The following is a 20,394-nucleotide window of genomic DNA, read 5'->3' as shown; positions in this document are numbered from 1 at the left end:
AATGAAATTTTTAATTATCTCTAGCTTCCTCCCTTCAGTCTTAAACTTCCGTGGAAAGTTGCTTGAAGCGATCCATCAACAAGGTTATGAAATTCATATTATTGCACCTGATCTGATTTCTTTTTCTGCCGAGCATGAAAAACTTTTAGCTTTAGGTTATTTCGTACATGATGTTTCCATGCAGCGTACAGGTACCAATCCAGCATCCGATTTAAAAACTTTATTGAGCATATATACGCTTATAAAAAAAATCAAACCTGATTATGTTCTATCTTATACGATTAAGCCGGTGATTTACGGAACACTGGCTGCGTGGCTGGCAAAAGTGCCAAATCGGTACGCTTTAATTACAGGTTTAGGTTATGCATTTCAAAATGTAGAAACTCAGAGTAAGCGTAGTATTTTTCAGCAAGTGGTTCATGGTTTATACCAGCAGGCATTATCATGCAGTCATAAGGCATTTTTCCAAAACCCGGATGACCTAAAACTTTTTCATGATTTAAAGCTTCTAAAAGCTCAAATACCTACAGTGGTAGTGAACGGTTCTGGGGTTAATGTTGCCGACTTTAATGTATTACCTTTACCTGTCACGGCTGATCAAAAAATAAAAATCTCCTTTTTACTGATTGCTCGTCTACTGGTAGATAAAGGTATCCGTGAATATGCCGAAGCAGCAAAAATCATCAAACATAAATATCCGCATGTGGAATTTAATCTGGTAGGTTGGATTGATGAAAATCCGTCGGCCATTCGCCAGCAAGAATTGGATCAATGGATAGCCGGTAATACATTAAACTACTGGGGTAAACTATCCGATGTTCGCCCTGCAATTGCAGAAAGCTCGGTGTATGTGTTGCCATCGTATCGTGAAGGCACACCCCGTACCGTTTTAGAGGCCATGGCAATGGGTCGGGCAATTATAACCACGGATGCACCAGGTTGTCGTGAAACTGTTACCGATGGCGATAACGGCTTTCTGGTTGAAGTAAAATCCGTGGAAAGTTTAGTAAAAGCAATGGAGAAACTCATTCTTCAGCCAGAGCTTATCGCTAAAATGGGAAGTCGCTCCCGACAAATCGCACTTCATAAATACGATGTACATCAGGTAAACACACATATGATGCAAGAAATGGGTTTGATCTAAATGCTAAAACGTTTACTCGATATTATAATTGCGACTACAGCTTTAATTTTATTGTCACCTTTATATGCTTTTGTCGCTTACAAGGTGAAAAAAAATCTGGGATCTCCCCTCTTATTCCGTCAGGTGCGTCCCGGTTTACATGGCAAGCCTTTTGAAATGATCAAGTTCCGAACTATGAAAGATGCTGTGGATGAACAGGGCAATCCACTGCCGGACAGTGAACGCTTAACGCCTTTTGGACAAATGCTGCGTTCTACCAGTCTGGATGAAATGCCGGAACTATGGAATGTGATTAAAGGTGATATGAGTATAGTCGGCCCACGCCCATTGCTGATGGAATACCTGCCGCTTTACAGCCCTGAACAAGCCAAACGCCATGACGTGCGCCCGGGTATGACCGGTCATGCACAGGTCAATGGCCGCAATGCCATAGGCTGGGAAGAAAAATTCAAGCTGGATACCTGGTATGTGGAAAATCGATCCACTTGGCTCGACTTTAAAATCATGTTTAAAACCGTACATAAAGTTTTAGCAAAAGATGATATCAGTGCCGAGGGTGAAGCGACCATGACCAAATTTACCGGTACAAAGACGGATAATCTTCATGACTGAAATCTATGCGGTGTATGGTGCTTCAGGTTGTGGACGCAGTTTGATGCCAGTCGCCCGCCAGCAATTACAGCGTCAGAATATAAATGCCGAAATCTATTTTATTGATGACAGCTTGATCGAAGAAATAATGATCAATGGTCATATCGCATTAAATTATGCAGCATTTAAAAATCTAAAGGCGGATAAAAAGACAGTTCTCATTGCGATTGCCAATAGTCAGATTCGTGAAAAAATAGCTAAAAAACTTGAACAAGATGCAATTGAGCTATGGACGGTTCAGGCAGATAATGTCGTGCGTATGGATGCAATAGAAATTGCCCCCGGTGCTGCTTTAAGTCCGTTTGTGACTCTCACTTCTAATATTAAGATTGGCAAATGCTTTCATGCCAATTTATATAGTTATGTTGAGCATGACTGTGTGATTGGAGATTACGTTACCTTTGCGCCAGGTGTAAAATGCAATGGCAATATCCATATTGAAGACCATGCCTATATTGGTACAGGTGCCGTGATTAAACAGGGCACACCAGACCAACCTTTAATGATTGGTAAGGGGGCAGTGGTGGGCATGGGCGCTGTCGTCACCAAAAGTGTGCCACCGGGCGTGACGGTCGTTGGTAATCCGGCACGGATTTTAGAGAAAAAATAAGCTTTTAAATTTTAAAAATTCAGGAAACATCATGTTAAATACTGCATTTGAACCATGGCCAAGTTTTACCCAGAAAGAAGCGGATGCGGTTTCCCGGGTTTTATTGTCGAATAAAGTCAACTACTGGACAGGGCAAGAATGCCGTGAGTTTGAAAAAGAATTCGCAACATTTGCAGGAACACAATATGCAGTGGCTTTAGCAAATGGGACAGTAGCGCTTGATGTTGCATTAAAGGCTTTAAATATTGGTGCCGGTGATGATGTTATTGTTACTTCGCGGACATTTTTAGCCTCTGCCAGCTCAATTGTGACTGCTGGTGCTAATCCTATATTCGCAGATGTTGAGTTGGATTCACAAAATATTTCGGCTCGGACAATTGAAGCTGTACTAACGCCCAATACTAAAGCGATTATTTGTGTCCATTTGGCAGGTTGGATGTGTGATATGGATCCAATCATGCAACTTGCAGCTGAGCGTGGTTTATATGTGATTGAAGATTGTGCGCAAGCACATGGCGCACAATATAAGGGCAAACCTGCGGGTTCTATTGGGCATATTTCTGCCTGGTCTTTCTGCCAAGATAAAATTATGACAACGGGTGGTGAAGGCGGCATGGTCACCACCAATGATGAAGCGTTGTGGAAAAAAATGTGGTCTTATAAAGATCATGGCAAAAACTTCGATAGTATTTATAACAAGCAGCATCCACCAGGTTTTCGTTGGCTACATGACTCTTTTGGTACCAACTGGCGTATGATGGAAATGCAAGCGGTTATTGGTCGCATTCAATTGAAAAAAATGACTGAATGGACTGAAATTCGTAATCAAAATATGCAGCGCATTTATTCAGCATTTGAAAAGACCCCATATATAACCTTTTTTCAGCCTTCGAATGATTATGTACATGCTGCTTATAAGTGTTATGTTCAAGTAAATGTAGATCAATTACCGGAAGGGTGGTCTCGTGATCGTATTATGAATGAAATTGCTGAATTAGGTGTTCCTTGCTTTAGTGGTTCTTGTTCAGAAGTGTATTTAGAGCATGCTTTTGACAATACGCCTTGGCGCCCTACTCAACGACTTCAGAACGCACAAAAACTAGGTGAAAATAGTTTAATGTTTTTAGTTCATCCAACTTTGAGTGAAGATAGTATTAATCAAACTATTTCTGCTATTGAACAAGTACTTACTAGAATTTAAATGCTCTGATGTAAAGTGAATGCTTCGGTTTTGCATTCACTTTACATTTTTACATTTGTTTGTGGGTAGCAAATAACTTAAAAACACATTTAGTTTACTTATATAAATAGCATAGAGAAGACTCACCCTGTGAAATCAGTCATTCTGCCTTTGGTTACATCGCCACGATATGCCAAACAATTATTTTTAATCCTTTTGGATTTTTTAGTTTTTCCTGTCTTGATTTGGTTGAGCTACGCATTACGTGAATTTAACCTAGGGGCAGAAGTTGTTCCTAATATCTCATTCGGATCACTCTGGGTAAGTGTTTTAGCAATAACTATGTTATTGATTTGTGGAACATATAATTTTATTGTTCGTACATTCAATGAGGTGTTCTTTACACGCTTAGCGATTGCAACAGGGTTAACCGTCCTTGGACTTTTCGGGCTGGCATATTGTACAGAGGCTTTTATTCCGACATCAATTCCTTTGATGTTTGGTTTCTTTATGTTTTCTTGGGTTTGGTTCAGTCGTGGTGTTATTCGATTTATTGTGCGGGCATGTTTGCAGACTGATATTCCAAAAAGAAAAATCGTGATTTATGGGGCTGGATATGCAGGCCAACAAATTGCGGCAATGTTGAATCGTTCAGATGAACATTTTCCTTTATTTTTTATTGATGATGAACAGTCGTTATCAGGGCAAATTATTGGTGGTTTAAAAGTTTATAATGCTGAACATGCGCTTAAACGTCTGGAAAGAGAAACAGTTGATGAAATTCTCATTGCTTTACCATCTGTAGGGCGTACGCGCAAAAGTGAAATAGTTCAATTTCTTGAACCTGCACATATTAAAATTACCGAAATTCCTGGCCTTACCAAGCTTGTAGATGGCGACATTAAAGTCTCAGACATCCGAGAAGTAGACATTATTGATTTACTTGGACGTGACCCTGTTCCGCCGATCCCTGAATTATTGGCCAAAAATATTCAACATAAAGTAGTGATGGTCACAGGGGCAGGTGGTTCTATTGGTTCAGAACTTTGTCGACAAATTATAAAGAATAACCCGCAGAAATTGGTTATTTATGAGCTTAGTGAATTTGCGCTGTATAGTATTGATAAAGAGTTACGTCTTAAGTCACAAGTAGAAATTATTCCGATTTTAGGAACAGTCCTCGACGAAGCTAAACTTGAGCGTGTGATTGAGCAGTATAATGTACAAACTGTATACCATGCAGCGGCTTATAAGCATGTTCCATTGGTCGAGTGTAATCCCATTGCGGGACTAAAAAATAACTCTATTGGTACAGCCTTTAGTGTGAATGCTGCGATTAAAAAAGGTGTAGAGACTTTTGTACTGATTTCAACAGACAAGGCTGTTCGTCCGACCAATGTAATGGGAGCGTCTAAGCGAATGGCTGAGCTGTACTGTCAAGCGATGGCAGAAGCACAGCAGCAAACTCAAATTAGTATTGTCCGGTTTGGGAATGTATTAGGTTCTTCAGGCTCAGTTGTTCCTCTGTTCAAACAGCAGATAGCAAAAGGTGGCCCAATTACAGTGACACACCCTGAAGTGACGCGTTATTTTATGACTATTCCAGAAGCATCACAGTTAGTCATTCAGGCTGGTGCTCTAGGTGCTGGCGGAGATGTATTCTTACTGGACATGGGAGAGCCTGTTCGTATTCAAGATTTAGCACGTCAAATGATCGCGTTGAGTGGCTTAAAAATGCGTGAAGAAGGGTCGGATATTGGCGACATTGCCATTGAATACTCTGGATTACGTCCAGGTGAAAAGTTATATGAAGAGTTACTAATTGATCATGAAGATACACAGTTAACTGAGCATAGTCGAATCTTACGTTCATTTGAAAAGCATTTCTCTTTAGATGAATTATTGCCGATTTTCGAACGCATTTATGGCTTAACTGCAATTGATCAAGACATTGACTGGGCATTGTCTCAACTTGAGCATTATGTCGATGGGTATCACCGAAGTCGAGAAGTTAAGGTAAACTAAGCCTTAATTTAATAGTTTATGAACTTACATATTTGGATTTATGATGACAATTAAAAAGGCCATTCTTCCTGTTGCGGGTCTTGGCACCCGTTTTTTACCTGCAAGTAAGTCTATTCCGAAAGAGATGGTGACAGTCGTTGACCGCCCAGCGATTGAGTACGTTGTGAAAGAAGCTGTAGCGGCGGGTATTGAGCAGATCATTTTAGTCACGCATTCATCTAAAGCATCGATTGAAAACTATTTTGATCGTAACTTTGAGCTTGAAACAACGCTCGAGCAGAAGCAAAAATTTGATTTACTCAAAGAGATTAAGGATATTCTGCCCGCACATGTCAGCGTAGTCAGTGTGCGCCAGCCGCAACCCTTAGGACTTGGACATGCAGTTTTATGTGCAAAGTCGATTGTGGGAAATGATGATTTTGCTGTGCTGTTACCTGATGTTCTAGTTAAAGATGCTGATCTAACTAATGATTTGAGCTTAATGATTCAGCGTTTCAATGAAACACATGCTTCACAAATTATGGTTGAAGCGGTGCCTGACCATTTGGTTGATCAGTATGGTATTGTTGATGTAGCTTCTGTACCCAATGAAGGTCAAAGTGTAGTGATGCAAGGTATTGTTGAAAAACCAGCAGTGGGTTCAGCACCGTCTAATTTATCCGTGGTCGGACGCTATATTTTGCCCGCTGAGATTATGCAACTTTTGGAACAAACACCGAAAGGTGCAGGTAACGAAATTCAATTAACCGATGCAATTGCCATGCTACAACAGACCAATACGGTTGAAGCCTATCGTATGAAAGGTCAAACTTTTGATTGTGGTAGTAAACTGGGTTATTTAAAAGCCGTTCTACATTATGGGGTTGATCACCCGACTTTGGGTGAGGCATTTAAAGCGCTTATCCAAGAGCTTTAATGATCAGCGGGAAACTCTTATGAAAGTTGCAGTATTTGGACAAACCCTGTATTCAGGTGTTATGGCGGCATTGCTAGCTGAATGTGGACATCAGGTCTTTTGGTGCGATATCTTAAAAAGGTCGGCTTCAGAGCAAGCCTATACCCAAGATGATGCTGTGATCAATCTACTCCATAAGCAAGAAAAAAGTGGATTTCTGCAATACTGCAATTTTAATGCGATTCCTCTCGATATCGATGCTTACTTTTTTAGTCTGAGTCCGACAGAAGAATCACAAGGCATTGAAATTTTAAAAGAACTCAAACAGCGGCCTATTATTCATCCTAAATTGATGATCAATGCCTCGACTTTAGGGTTACATGGCACTGAAAAATTTGAAAAAATATTATCGGACGATGATTGGGTGTATTTGCCTGACGTAATCCAAGAAGGTAATGCTTTACAAAGCCTAGTGCAGGCAAAACAACTGACAGTGGGCTGTTCAAGTGAAACGAGTCAAATTAAAATTCGAGAGTTACTTCGCCCATTATTTCCAAGAGAACAACAATATTTGTTTATGCCCGTTTTAGATGCCGAGTTTACTAAACTTAGTGTTTCAGGCATGTTGGCAACCCGCATCAGTTATATTAACGATTTAGCTGTGGTGGCTGAAAAGCTAGGTATCGATATTGAGTATGTACGTCAAGGCTTGGCGGCGGATAGTCGAATCGGGGCTTCATATCTTTATCCAGGTGCTGGCTTTGGCGGTGAAAACTTCTCTCATGATGTCTTAACATTGGCAAATACTGTTTCGGGGACTGGAGCGAAGAGCCAATTATTGGCACAAGTTTGGGATATCAATGAGCAGCAAAAAGAAATTCTCTTTCGTAAATTATGGAATTATTATCATGGGGATTTAGCGGGTAAAGTTGTTGCGATTTGGGGTGCATCATTTAAAGAAAACACTTCTCGCATTCAGCAGTCTCCAATTCATGCCATGTTAAAAGCGCTTTGGGCACAAAATATGGTGGTCAAATTGCATGATCCTCAGGCATTGGCAGAAATTGAAAAGCATTATGGGCATCGAGAAGATTTGATTTACTGTACCGATCAATATGAAGCAGTTGAGGGAGCACATGCTTTGTGCTTATTAACCGCTTGGAAGCAGTATTGTAGCCCTAATTATCCAGAACTACTCAAAAAAATGCAGCACCCACTGATTCTAGATGGTCGCAATATTTATGATCCATGCTATGTCAAAGCCCAAGGCTTTGCCTATCAGGGAGTAGGGCGATGAAGCATCAAAATAAACCATATCCCGTTGAAGATATTAATACAGCCATTGCCCGACTGCAGGGCTTGAAAGATCATTTTGAACAGCATCATCTGAATGATCTTTTTGCAGATGATTCGACTCGTTTTGAGCAGCTCTCTGTCGTATTAGAGCCGATTATTTTTGATTTTAGTAAACATCGTATTGATCGAACCGTAGTTGATTCTTTAGTACAGTGGGCGCAGGCACGAGATTTAACCAATTGGATTAAAACCTTATTTTCAAGTACAGCGATTAACTATACTGAACACCGTTCAGCCATGCATTGGGCGTTACGTTTACCAAAATGTGATCAACAGCATCAAGCTATTGCCGATCAGGTTCATGAACAACTGCAAAAAATGTATGCATTGGTCAACAAAATTCACGAGGGCCAATATCGGGGTGCGACGGGTGAAGTGATTCAAGATGTGGTGAATATTGGTGTGGGGGGATCTGACCTAGGACCACTGATGGTCAGCCATGCATTATCTGACTTTAAAAAATCGACACAAAAGCCTTTAAATCTGCATTTTGTTTCAACCATAGATGGCAGTCAGCTTTCAGAACTTCTGCATAAGCTGCGTCCAGAAACAACATTATTTATTATCTCGTCAAAGTCATTTGGTACGATTGATACCCTCTCCAATGCGCAAACGGTACGTCTGTGGCTTGAAAAAGCATTAGGTCAAGAGGCTCAAACCTTAAAGCACCATTTTATTGGTGTCTCGACCAAGCCTGAAAAAATGACTGCTTGGGGGATCGCGCCAGAGAATCAATTTTTATTGTGGGATTGGGTGGGTGGTCGTTATTCTTTATGGTCGTGTATTGGACTTCCAATTGCTTTAACTATTGGAGTTAATGGATTTAAGCAGTTTTTAGCGGGTGCTTATGCCATTGACCAGCATTTTCAACATGCTCCTTTTGAGCAGAATATTCCTGTCTTGATGGGGCTTTTAGGCGCTTGGAATAATAATTTCTTAGACATTCAAACCCATGCTGTTTTACCGTATGACGGTCGCCTCAAGTACTTTGCATCCTATCTACAGCAGCTTGAGATGGAATCGAATGGTAAGTCGATCCAACGCAATGGTGAAAAAGTTGAATGGGATACCTGTCCGATTGTATGGGGCGAGGTGGGACCGAATGCGCAACATGCATTTTATCAACTGTTGCATCAAGGGACACATTCGGTGAGTTGTGACTTCATTGCACCAATACAACGTTATAACGCAAATCAGTTTACCTATGTGGATAATGCTGAGGCATTAATTGAACAACATCATTTGGCACTTTCCAATTGTTTAGCACAGTCACGTTTATTAGCGTTTGGCAATCAAGCACTAGATCAGAGCGAATTAGCCTCTTTGCCTGAATATAAAAAATATGATGGAAATCAACCAAGCACAACAATTTTAATGCAGGAGCTGAATCCTTATAGCTTAGGTATGCTCATCGCGATGTATGAACATAAAGTATTTGTACAATCGGTGCTGTGGAATATTAACCCTTTCGATCAATGGGGTGTTGAAAAGGGCAAGGAAATTGCCAACCAGTTATTGCCCATTTTAAATCGTCAACAACAAGATCTATCGGCATTAGATGTTTCGACTCAGGGTTTGTTAAAAATTTTATTAGGAAAATTAGATGGCTAATATTTTAGTGACTGGTGGGGCAGGTTATATCGGTTCACATACCTGTGTTGAACTCCTTGAAGCTGGACATGATGTGATTGTTTTAGATAATCTCTCAAATAGCTCGGAAGAGTCATTAAAACGTGTTCAGGAGTTAACTGGAAAAACGCTTAAGTTTATTCAGGGCGATATACGTAATCAAAGTGATTTAGATCAAATTTTCTCTCTGTATGCTATTGATGCTGTGATTCATTTTGCAGGGTTAAAAGCGGTAGGTGAAAGCCAGCAAATACCACTGACTTACTTTGATAATAATATTTCAGGATCAATACAGCTGGTTCAAGCAATGGAACGTGCCAATGTATTTAATTTGGTATTTAGTTCTTCAGCAACAGTCTATGATGAAGGGAATATTTCTCCTTTGGATGAATTAATGCCAACAGGTATGCCATCCAATAATTATGGTTATACCAAGCTGATTGTTGAACAATTATTAGAAAAGCTTTCTATTGCTGATGGGCGTTGGTCAATCGCACTTTTACGTTATTTCAATCCAGTTGGTGCGCATAAAAGTGGTCGTATTGGCGAAGACCCACAAGGTATTCCAAATAATTTGATGCCTTATGTGACGCAAGTTGCGGTTGGTCGTCGTGAAAAACTTTCAATTTATGGCGATGATTACGATACGGTTGATGGTACTGGTGTTCGTGATTATATCCACGTTGTAGATTTGGCAAATGCGCATTTATGTGCATTGAATAATCGTTTGGCAGCTAAAGGTTGTAGAGCTTGGAATGTGGGAACCGGTAATGGTTCGTCTGTTCTGGAAGTGAAGAATACTTTTGAGCGAGTGAACGGCATTGCTGTTGCTTATGAAATTGCACCACGCCGCTCAGGTGATGTGGCAACATCTTTTGCGAATAATGCTCGAGCGGTGAGTGAACTGGGATGGAAACCAAAATATAAACTAGAAGATATGTTGGCAGACAGTTGGAATTGGCAAAAGCAGAATCCCACAGGCTACAAAGCATAATTTTCTATAATATTTTTCCGCACAATAAAATAGGCACTTAAGGTGCCTATTTTTATATTTAAAACCGAGAAATTAATTTTGAATCAACCGAGTCAATTCATCAACATAGTCTTGCATCGGCTTTGGATGTTGGTCTAAACGAGTTTCAATATTTAAACGTAACAGGGGCTCTGTGTTTGAAGCACGTACGTTAAAGCGCCAAGCACCAAAATCTAAACTTACGCCATCTGTGTGGTCAATACTTGGATTTTGATCTGCGAAATGGTCAAAAAGCTTTTGAATCGTGATTTGAGTATCTGCGACTTTAAAATTGATTTCCCCAGAGCAAGGGAATTTAGTGATCATCTCTTCAACCAATGAGGACAATGATTGTCCAGTTTCAGACAGTACGGAAACAACCAACAACCATGGAATCATTCCACTATCGCAATAAGAAAAATCGCGGAAATAATGGTGTGCAGACATTTCACCGCCATAAACAGCATTGTGCTCACGCATTTTGTCTTTAATAAAGGAATGTCCTGATTTAGACTGAACAGGGATACCTTGATATTTCTCTACGACATCAAAGGTGTTCCAAATTAGACGTGGGTCATGGACAATTTTTTCGCCTGATTGTTTGAGTAAGAAGGCTTGTGCTAAAAGGCCAACAATATAATAACCTTCAATGAACTGTCCTTTTTCATCAAACAGGAAACAGCGGTCAAAGTCGCCATCCCAAGCAATCCCCATATCCGCACTATACTGAATGACCACCTCACGGGTGCTATTACGGTTCTCAACCAGAATTGGATTCGGAATACCATTTGGGAAGTTACCATCCGCTTCATGGTGAATCTTGATAAATTCAACCGGAATGTTTACAGCTTTAAATTTGTCTTCAATTGCATCTATCACATGCCCTGCAGCACCGTTTCCGGCATTGACGACCAGTTTTAATGGGCGGATTTTTTTCGGGTCAATATAGGTCATTAGATGATCGACAAATTCAGGCAGGATATTATATTTTTTGCTTGTGCCTTTTTCTGCAACCTCTTTGAAAGTGCCCGTTTCAGCCAGCGCTTGAATCTCTTTTAAACCTGTATCGGCACTGATCGGGCGGGCATTTTCACGCACCAGTTTCATGCCGTTGTAATCCATTGGATTATGACTGGCAGTGACTTCAATACCGCCTTGAACGTCCAGGTGGAATGCTCCAAAATAAACTTCTTCCGTACCGGTCATGCCTAAATCCAAGACATTCACACCTGCATCATTTAAACCGCAAATAGTGGCCTGTTTCAGGCCCTCACTGCTGAGACGAATATCACAACCGATTACTACTGTTATAGGTTGATAGATCTGTCCATAAGCCCGGCCAATTTTGTAGGCAGTGTCTTCATTTAATTCTTCACCTAATTTTCCACGAATATCGTAGGCTTTAAAGCATGTGAGTTTAGTCATGTGATCTCTCGAGATTCCTGAAAATAATTTCCAACTTTAAGGTATTTAAACATATGGTAAGCATTTGCTGAACCTCACTTTTCCTTCTATATTTGGTTCTAGATAAATCCTGTCGCTTGATGTGTTTGAACAATAAAGTTTTAAACTTATGATTTAATAAAATCAATGAGTTAAAGAATTAGATCATTAAGAATTTTACATTAAAGTCTTAAACTAAGTTCAAGGTTTTAATTCTTTTTTAGACAATAAAGTTGTAAACTAAAGAAGACCAAAGCACCCTTCATGTGGATTTTTTGTGAAAACAGTCAATGATATTTGGCGTTGAACATTTAATAGTGGATGTTGGTTCTCAATAATAATCTGGCTATTAGTTCTATGATGTTTTATAAGGTAAACATAAAACATCTCCTTAAGATTTGAACAACTAAGAGCAATATCATTCTCACTTTCAGGCTCATAATAAGCTAATAAAGGCGCAAGCAAAAGAGCTCTTTCCAAAACCGTTTGGAACAACAAGTAAACTAGGCCTTATTAGGTAAGATGTCAGGTTCAAAAGTTCGATTAGATATACCTTTGACATTTTCTAGTTGAATTTTTTAAAGCTACAATTACACTCGTTTGATTTCCAGTAAATCTAATTATCAAAAATTATACAGTAAAATCAATAAATAACACATTTCATCTATGTCCGGAGATAATTTTGGTTATAGTTAGACTAAGAATGTAGATGCTTATAAATGCGATTTGCCCATCTTTCTAAATCTTCAATAGCGACTTTTTGACCCTCATCAATACGTGGATGATTAAATCTGACGTGTTGAATTGCTATTTTTTTGATAAAGCTATTCGGCCAATTAAGGGTTTTTTGAACTACAAATTTACGAATTTTTTTATAATCTTCTTCCCAACAGTTCAGATCTTTTAGCTTTAATAATTGGGTTGAAAGACGAGTCGCATTATCAGATGTATCAACCTCTAGTAAAATGAAGTGCTGGCCTTGATGAAGAAAATGCACTTCAGCAATACAGCGTGGGTTATCATCAACCTTTAGATGTTTGGTAAATCCTTCTACTTCAGGCAAAACCTTTAAAGTTAGTGTGTATTGAATTCCGTACTTTTCCTCAAGTTTATAAAGCATCTGTATAAAAGCTGAGAAACGGTCTAGATATAAATGAGCATCATTGGTTTGATCCTTTGCACCCTCAAAATCACCAGCTTTAACTGAACCACCTATCACTGGTTCATCTGCATTAACATCGCCGATCAATTCATCAATATACTCTTGGGCATCATCAACGATAACAGCATTTTTTGAGCCAGTTTTATCTGCAACTTTCCCAGTTTCAAATGGATCATCAAAATCAAGTAAAGTGGTTGGACCATCTACAATAGTAGGCTTATTGCTAGGCGTTGCTTCTTCCTCATCATTGAGTTTGGGTTCTGCATGATTCGGTTTCGGTGGTATGGTACTGGTATTACCCGATTTTTTTGCTGCTTTAGAAAATTTATCATTATGAAAATAAACTGGTTTATTAATATGGGTAGAGAGCCCAGAAAAGCCAATGATTTCATCAATCTTAAATGTATTGGTTAAACTGTCGTAATAACCATGTGCCTCGATGTTTACGTCTGTTAAATTTGGAGGAATGAAACTAAAGTTCCATGTTCTTACCTTATTATTAATGCTTTCAAAGGCTTGACACTGTTGAGCGATGCTTTCATATGAAGCTCTTATATTTTTATTTAGAAGTAGATATGCAATGAATCGACGAAACCCAGGTTTATTAAAATGAGAAAGTGCAAGTGAACGTTCACATGATGGAAGAACATTAATTAGGTAATGATCAGTCTTGTTCTGAATATCAAAGTCGTCTTCCAGCACGTTCAACTCAAGCGCAGATCGAGTGAGGTAAGCATTCCGGAAGAACAAAGCTCTTGCTAACTCAAGCTGTGGCAATTGAATATGGACCTGCTTGACAGTTTGTGCTTCATTTGAAAAGGTTGCCAGAGCATCAAACCCGAAAAACTGAAATTTTGATTTAGACTGGGCAAAAGACATCCACTCTGCTGGTAAAGGACATCTAAATTTTAGGTGAAATCCAGACTTTCGATGCTCATTTTTGGTGGAGTTGATAATTCGACGTTTGGCCAGCAAATGCATGTGGGAAAATGAGGTGTTATATTTTGCTTTAGACTCTTGGGTCTCTCCCCACAGATTAATAAACCAGGGTTTATCATCATATTTAAATAGTTGTCCTATGCCTGTAATCAATGTATCTAAAGGAAAGCTTTTAATATGCATAAATCTTCTTCTCACAAATCATATTTAGGAAAATTTGGGCTTCTTGCGTAATCCTTTCTTTACTTAATCCTGCAAGTCGCAAAATCCGCCATTTATCTTTAGTACTGGATTCTGTATAACCAAGCCTGATCATAGCATGGGTAATTCTCCGTATTTGATAAGCAATTGTATCTTCAGAATAAGTTGAAAGAAATTTGGAGCTTAAAGGTAGTTGGTGCAAATTTTTGGAAATGGAATTTCCTTTGGATAATTGATGGAGAAACCAACTCTTTGACATTCTCGGACAAGCTAAGTCATCATTTGAACGGTATAAAACTTTAAATAATTCTTTGGTTATTGAAAAATCACGTATGGACCAATTTATTTTATTTTTTCTAATTGGGGGGCATGATATATGTTTTGAATTAAATGCCAATAGCCAATTTCGATCATTTCTATAAAGCCACATATAAATTGCTGAACCTGGTTTAATGTTACGGCCAGTTTTTACACCCTGCAGTAGTACGATATCTTGCCACTTCTGTCGTATCTCTTCTTTTTTTATAGAGGGGGCATCATCAGCAAAAATAGGTCGTTTTACAAAATATAGATTTGCTGGAATCGAGCTGACATATTGCAGAATGTCTTTAGGTGCCATCTCAGGTATAAACGAGGACCATACAATACAATGTTCTAAAAAACTAAAGGTTTTACGATGCTTTCTAAAAATAGTTTTGAGCCAAGAAGAATCTTGATCAGGATCAATACCTAAATTTTTAGAATCAAGATAATCGCATGTAAATTTCTTAATCACTTGCTCATAAGTTTGCTCATGACAAACATGATTCCCTCTACGAAAATTCTTTGCATCAGCCATTTCCAAATAGAATTTAGTCCATTTTTCGTGGCTTGGAGTTGGTTGAGGATCAAGTCGTAATAACTCTACAGCCATTTGCCCTAGTATGAAATCTTCCTTGTAATAGGGATGAGGAGTGTCCTGATTTTGATTGGGTAATAAGGGTAAGAAAAGATGTCGATGCTGTTGTTGAATATAATCCTGAGACAGAAGTGAACAATTATGTTTCAGGCATATTGAAAGGTTGGGTAGAAACCAGACCTTATTCCAGAAATACTCCCCATAAGTTTCTCGTTGTTGCTGTATACAGATTGGGCAGTAGTGGAGTTTGGTGTTGTTGGGGACTCGGGAAGCATTCAGACCAAGCATAAGATGAATAGATCCAGATGCCTGCTCAGCCATTAAAGCGATTGCTTTCTGTCGATGGGATTCCTGAACAAAGGGAGCATATACGCCAAACATAGTGTGTTTATAAATTAGGTCTATTAAACTAAAATGACCAGTTCGCTGTAATAAATGTACGATAGCATTTAAATGACTAGGCAAATCTAATGTAGCAACGACTTTTCTATCTTTGAAGACCTCATCAAGTAGCTGTTTAGGACTTTGAATACCATGGTGTAATCCAGCACGGGCGATGGTACTGTAAATTAGTTCATCGGGGAGCGGTGTTGGAAAATTCCACATGATTCTTATCCCATGCTATGACAATAGGTCTGACATTTGCAGAATTAAACCGTGATGGTCTAATTGGGTATAAATATTTTCTGAGTTGGTTTGATTCATCGAAAAAATATGACGAAGATCTATATCCTCCAGCTCATTCCAGTGTTTTAAGCTAATCCGTTGGTTTTTCTTTTTGGTTACTGGAATTTGAGACGTTGTATTATCTATCTCCATTGTCTGAATAATATCAGCTAAGAGCTGTTGTCTGGATATTTGGGGTTTTAACGCTACAATTTGTTGAATGGCAAAGAGGATAGAGTCTGATGGAAACTCATCTTTTAGCATCAGATAGACACGTCGTTGATCATCATTACTAAGCTGTTTTAAGGCTCGGTCTTCTTCAGATTCAACGGTAGTTGCGGAGATTTTCTGAATAAGATGAATAATTTTCTTATCCATATCGGGTACAGCCAAGTCAGAGAATTGAGCGATTCGCTCAGGTATTCCTGAACGTAATGCACTGAGCATAGGATGTACAAGTTTCAGTTCATCCTCATAAACACGTTTCAGTAGCTCTACAGTAATCGTTTCTGCTCCCGTTGCGAGAGCACGTAATTGAGCTAAAATAAAAATTTTCACTACAATATCGAGAATACCTTGGCTTAGATCAAACCAAGTATCACGAATCTCATCACTTAAAATAGGGTTTCTTTTCTGCAAGTATTGCAATTTCCAAAGCGTATTGGTAAATCCAATCCATTCAGGATTTTGACTAGTTTGATCAGGTAGGTATTGTGATATTGGGTTCCAAAAAATAGATCCTAAGCCAGCAGCACGTCGACTGGAACGTAGATCAAGATCAAAAATGTCTCTTGCTTTAGGTGTCCCCACAAAAAGTACAGGAATACCAATGGTATTGCTCATGGTGACAAAAAAGTTGAGCATTTTCTCTGAACCACCAGACTTTGCCCGACTCAAATGTTGAATTTCATCAATGACTAAGAGACCTAAAGCAAACATATTAGCTGTTTGAGCCATAAGTGCAAGCATGGTTTCTACGCCATGTCTTTTCATACCATACTTTTTCTCATAATTTGAACCGATGACTTTATCAATTGCTCGGAAAAAATTGAGACAAAGCTCTTTAAGCGATCCATCATGGGAGCAATCTATTTTTAAGTAGACGATCTGATGACGATTTAATGTAGGGTGAAAAATGACTTGAGGATATGTGTTTAGTATTCTTCGTAAAGATGTCGTTTTACCACTACCTGAACACCCAATGATGGCCATGCTATGAGCAGTTGATTCAGCTCCATCAAAGCGTTTGGCATCTAAGTCACCTTTTTGCAATCTTTCATAACCATTTTGTAGGTGCTGTTGCAACTTTCCTGTGTTTGGATTACGGCCGACATATCCTCCACGAATCATGAGAGAAATACGCTCACTCAGTAGCATATGCATTGCTAAAGGTTGGAAAAATGAGCCTGTAATCTGATGGATATTATGGGCTCGAATAACTCGTTTTTGCTTTAGATCGTCAAGGGTAGGCGTTACTTTTGAGATGAGATTTTTTGTATCTTCAAAAGGTTCCTGAATAGGAGGTAAAGCTTCGATGAGCGGGTTATCTTTATAAGCCTGAACACCTGTGTCCTGATATTCTGCATTTCTTATTATATCAATTGTCATGATTGATCATCCTCATCATCAAAAAGCCCTGGAACGAACTGTGGGTAGCTTGACTCATCTTGTTTCGGCTTAAATGAAATAATTGTTCCCTGATTTTTAGGCTGCTTATCAGGTTTCAAGTAAGTATTAGAAAGTTTTTCATTTTCACGAGCAGAATTTTTATTCGATTTAATTTCAGATAAACGCTGGCGATTGGATACACCAGAGTTGGTCGCCATTTTTTTGGCTTCTGCAATGGTGTCACGAATAAATTGATCTAATTCTCTACGAGCAGTTTTACTATTATCTTTTTCAATTGCATGTAGATTTTTTTCTTGATCTTGTATTTCCCAGACTTGCCAAAATGACATACCTGTAAATTGACGACTTTTAGTTGATAAAGAACATTCCCAATAGATCGTACTATCATGTTTTGGGAATAAATATATCTTATCTACACAACTGGGATCGTAGGCAGCTTGGAGATCCTGTGGGCGAGTGACTTCTTTACTACGATGTAACCAGCCTTCTTTGAGTATCTCTGATCCAATGTAATACAGTCCCCATAAATTGACGCCAGAAGTGGAAATAGAAATTTTCTTACGAGGCAGTATCATGATCCGTAAAGTATCTGGATTTACAGTACGAAGATGGCCTGTACGGTTTTGAATTCCCCAGTTCCATATGTGTAATGGGATAGAGGGTAAGTCTGGTGGAAAATCTGCATCTCTGTCATAAGTATCCAATACATGATGCTGATTCCGATAAAGTATTGTCTTTAAAATCATCTTGGAAAAGGCAGAAATGGGTACAACCGCATCAAGACGGTAATCACTTTCGCCATGTTTTTGAATACGATTCCCTTTTACTACACCAGGGGCATAAGGTTTGAATTCTGCTTGTAATGTTCTAAAATAACGTTCAACAATACCTTTCGCATCCCCTCGATAAGCAGGTGCATTTTCAATACGTATATTATAACCATGGATTAAGCGCTCGACCTGATGGCTCATCATTTCACCACGATCAGCAAGAATGGTATCAGGCAAACCTATGGTCGGCCATTGTTCTGGCTGGATATCAATTCCAAGTAATTTGCATAAACTGACTTTATCACTGCAAGCATTGACAATTGCCTGCATGGCAACAACATATGATGGATTATGAAACCCAATATAGAATCCCACGACCATTCTGCTAAAAACGTCAACCACTACATATAGGATAGGACGACCTAGAATTCTGCTTCGATCATCATCAGCAACTAAATAGATATCGGCAATAGTTGCATCAATCTCATAACGACTACCAGGTCCAATTGTATTCGCTGTAGCAGTCCCACTTAATGGTCGTACATCTTTTTGAAAGTTTAGGACAGATGTTCTGGCCTCTATTCTTTGCGGAAGCTTGTATTCACGTTTGTAGAAATGATCAAACTGTCTACGTGTTGGAATATCTGCCTGTTTTATACATGGGTAATGTTGGACAAAAAGTTCTTCAAATTGTCGATGAGCAGATGTGATATTAATTTTCTTGTCATTTAATAATTCAGATTCAACTATTAACCTAAAGAGCCTTTCAATTTCTGGCGTAATTTTAATACCAGTTCCGTCACCAAATTTACGCTTTGCCCCTGACTTTTTAGAACCTACCAAGGTTCTTGGCTTACCTGGTGCACCAGCATTTCTATAATCTGGTAATAAAGCATTTGGAATTTGACCTCTTTGCCAATAGCGGCGTAGGTATTTGTATATTGTGGCTTTAGTTACAATATTTGTCTGTTCTACCAAACGAATCCGCTTAGCCCTAATCTCTTCATCAAAACAGCCTGTATCATATACAATTGGTTCAATAATTCGGTAAGCCTGATCACGTTTTTCAAAAGTGACTGAGTTTACAGGTGGCTCTAGAGACTTAAGATACTCAAAAGGGTCTGAACTTCTAAATAAGCGTTTTTCATCAATCCATTTTGAAAGTTGCTCTTCAAGAACTAAAGAGGGAACGCCTTTGGCTTCCTCCATATGAATCCATATGATTTCGCCAGATTGAAAGAATAAAACCCGATAGTGGCTTTCATCAAATTTAACGACCTCATTGATTTGCCACATAAGACACCTCTAAATCAAACACTAGGTCAGACCCTTTTAATTTATCGAATGGCTGTTGGATATCAAATTTAATTGAACGATTTGCTATAAGTGTTCTTAAATATTGTAGGGTCATTCCAGCCGTAGTTCTTTCCTGAATATCAACCTCTTTACAAAGTTTAATGATAGAAATCCCTGGCTTTTTTGAAAAATAATAGAAAATTGAATGTAGTTTATCCCAGATATCAGGATCTAAATGTTCTACAATAAAGGGACTTAACCATTCGAGATTTTTTCGGGCAGTTATAGGAATATTTTGTTCCGTCACAATACTCCACGGGATTTCTTTGAGTTTCCAGTAACGACGTTCAATTTCAAGTTTTTCAATTGTCCTTTCTTTTAATAGCTCTTTTAAAGGCTTTACCTGAATCGCAAACTGAGGCTTGTTCTTATCATTTGTATCAATCAGAAAATTGGAACTCATGACTTGTTCTGAGCCCTGTATGCTGGGATGTCTCAAACCATGCTCTAAACAGATTTCTCTTGTGTCATCTATATTCAAAGGAAATTGTTCCCGAATATCCTGAACAGAACTAGACCAATCTAAAATCAAAAAAACATACAGTTCTAAATTAGAAAGTAAATGATGAACTCTTTGAGTTTTATGAGAGTAAATACGATGAGAGACCCCACGAGAGGGTACATCCTGAATAGTCAGCCATGGTTGGTAATCTTTTCCCATACCTTGTCCACGACCATCTTTTATTCTTTTGCTAATTTGTTCTTGTGTGAAGAATCTCGGTGCTCTACTCATAGAAAAACCCAGCCTACTTTTTAATCAGTATAGCTGGGTTTATCCAGTTTACAACTTTAATGTATAGTTTAGAACTATATTGTTACAGTTTAGAA

15 protein-coding genes are annotated in these 20,394 nt (G+C 38.8%); 9 read left to right on the top strand and 6 right to left on the bottom strand.

All coding sequences use genetic code 11. The annotated features are described in order from the left end of the window. Position 1: 1 nt before the first annotated feature. The 9 genes from AC5EUN_RS16220 (at position 2) to galE (ending at position 10,484) form a co-directional block, all read left to right on the top strand. Positions 2–1,144, top strand: a complete 1,143-nt coding sequence (locus tag AC5EUN_RS16220; protein ID WP_493352434.1) for a glycosyltransferase family 4 protein — start codon at positions 2–4, stop codon at positions 1,142–1,144. Beyond that, positions 1,145–1,756 carry a sugar transferase gene (locus tag AC5EUN_RS16215; protein WP_493352433.1) on the top strand — a complete coding sequence of 204 codons (612 nt, stop codon included), beginning with the start codon at positions 1,145–1,147 and terminating at the stop codon, positions 1,754–1,756. It abuts the gene before it with no gap. Next, complete coding sequence (locus tag AC5EUN_RS16210) at positions 1,749–2,405, top strand: NeuD/PglB/VioB family sugar acetyltransferase (protein ID WP_493352432.1); 657 nt, start codon at positions 1,749–1,751, stop codon at positions 2,403–2,405. Before AC5EUN_RS16215 ends, AC5EUN_RS16210 begins: the two co-directional genes overlap by 8 nt. A gap of 31 nt (positions 2,406–2,436) precedes the next feature. Then, positions 2,437–3,606 carry a DegT/DnrJ/EryC1/StrS family aminotransferase gene (locus AC5EUN_RS16205; protein WP_493352431.1) on the top strand — a complete coding sequence of 390 codons (1,170 nt, stop codon included), beginning with the start codon at positions 2,437–2,439 and terminating at the stop codon, positions 3,604–3,606. A gap of 129 nt (positions 3,607–3,735) precedes the next feature. Continuing rightward, a complete protein-coding gene (locus AC5EUN_RS16200; RefSeq protein ID WP_493352430.1) occupies positions 3,736–5,610 on the top strand; it encodes a polysaccharide biosynthesis protein in 1,875 nt (624 codons plus the stop codon). A 43-nt stretch (positions 5,611–5,653) separates the two neighbouring features. Continuing rightward, positions 5,654–6,526 (top strand): UTP--glucose-1-phosphate uridylyltransferase GalU, encoded by an 873-nt coding sequence (gene galU, locus AC5EUN_RS16195; protein ID WP_493352429.1) that lies wholly within the window; start codon positions 5,654–5,656, stop codon positions 6,524–6,526. A gap of 19 nt (positions 6,527–6,545) precedes the next feature. Next, the gene (locus AC5EUN_RS16190) at positions 6,546–7,802 is read left to right on the top strand and encodes a UDP binding domain-containing protein (protein ID WP_279742787.1); all 1,257 of its coding nucleotides are present in this window, start codon (positions 6,546–6,548) and stop codon (positions 7,800–7,802) included. Further along, the gene (pgi, locus tag AC5EUN_RS16185; RefSeq protein WP_348924035.1) at positions 7,799–9,472 is read left to right on the top strand and encodes a glucose-6-phosphate isomerase; all 1,674 of its coding nucleotides are present in this window, start codon (positions 7,799–7,801) and stop codon (positions 9,470–9,472) included. Before AC5EUN_RS16190 ends, pgi begins: the two co-directional genes overlap by 4 nt. Next, a complete protein-coding gene (gene galE, locus AC5EUN_RS16180; RefSeq protein ID WP_291389331.1) occupies positions 9,465–10,484 on the top strand; it encodes a UDP-glucose 4-epimerase GalE in 1,020 nt (339 codons plus the stop codon). Before pgi ends, galE begins: the two co-directional genes overlap by 8 nt. 72 nt (positions 10,485–10,556) lie before the next feature. Here galE and AC5EUN_RS16175 read toward each other — a convergent pair whose 3' ends face one another. From AC5EUN_RS16175 to AC5EUN_RS16150, 6 genes are all read right to left on the bottom strand, one after another. Further along, positions 10,557–11,927, bottom strand: coding sequence for a phosphohexomutase domain-containing protein (locus AC5EUN_RS16175; protein ID WP_493352428.1), 1,371 nt, complete (start codon positions 11,925–11,927; stop codon positions 10,557–10,559). 715 nt (positions 11,928–12,642) lie between these two features. Further along, positions 12,643–14,229 carry a Tn7-like element transposition protein TnsE gene (locus AC5EUN_RS16170; RefSeq protein ID WP_493352427.1) on the bottom strand — a complete coding sequence of 529 codons (1,587 nt, stop codon included), beginning with the start codon at positions 14,227–14,229 and terminating at the stop codon, positions 12,643–12,645. After that, a complete protein-coding gene (locus AC5EUN_RS16165; RefSeq protein ID WP_493352426.1) occupies positions 14,219–15,751 on the bottom strand; it encodes a TnsD family Tn7-like transposition protein in 1,533 nt (510 codons plus the stop codon). Before AC5EUN_RS16165 ends, AC5EUN_RS16170 begins: the two co-directional genes overlap by 11 nt. Positions 15,752–15,766: 15 nt before the next feature. Beyond that, positions 15,767–17,419, bottom strand: coding sequence for an ATP-binding protein (locus AC5EUN_RS16160; protein ID WP_493352425.1), 1,653 nt, complete (start codon positions 17,417–17,419; stop codon positions 15,767–15,769). Beyond that, positions 17,416–19,506 (bottom strand): integrase catalytic domain-containing protein, encoded by a 2,091-nt coding sequence (locus tag AC5EUN_RS16155; protein WP_493352424.1) that lies wholly within the window; start codon positions 19,504–19,506, stop codon positions 17,416–17,418. The genes AC5EUN_RS16160 and AC5EUN_RS16155 overlap by 4 nt, the downstream gene beginning before the upstream one ends. Next, positions 19,490–20,299 carry a TnsA endonuclease N-terminal domain-containing protein gene (locus tag AC5EUN_RS16150; RefSeq protein WP_171355043.1) on the bottom strand — a complete coding sequence of 270 codons (810 nt, stop codon included), beginning with the start codon at positions 20,297–20,299 and terminating at the stop codon, positions 19,490–19,492. Before AC5EUN_RS16150 ends, AC5EUN_RS16155 begins: the two co-directional genes overlap by 17 nt. Positions 20,300–20,394: the final 95 nt, after the last annotated feature.

The sequence above is a fragment of the Acinetobacter sp. CAU_H_S170_2 genome (genome assembly GCF_058890445.1).
The sequence above is the reverse complement of the archived record's forward strand: the minus strand, read 5'-3'. Positions and strand labels throughout refer to the sequence as shown.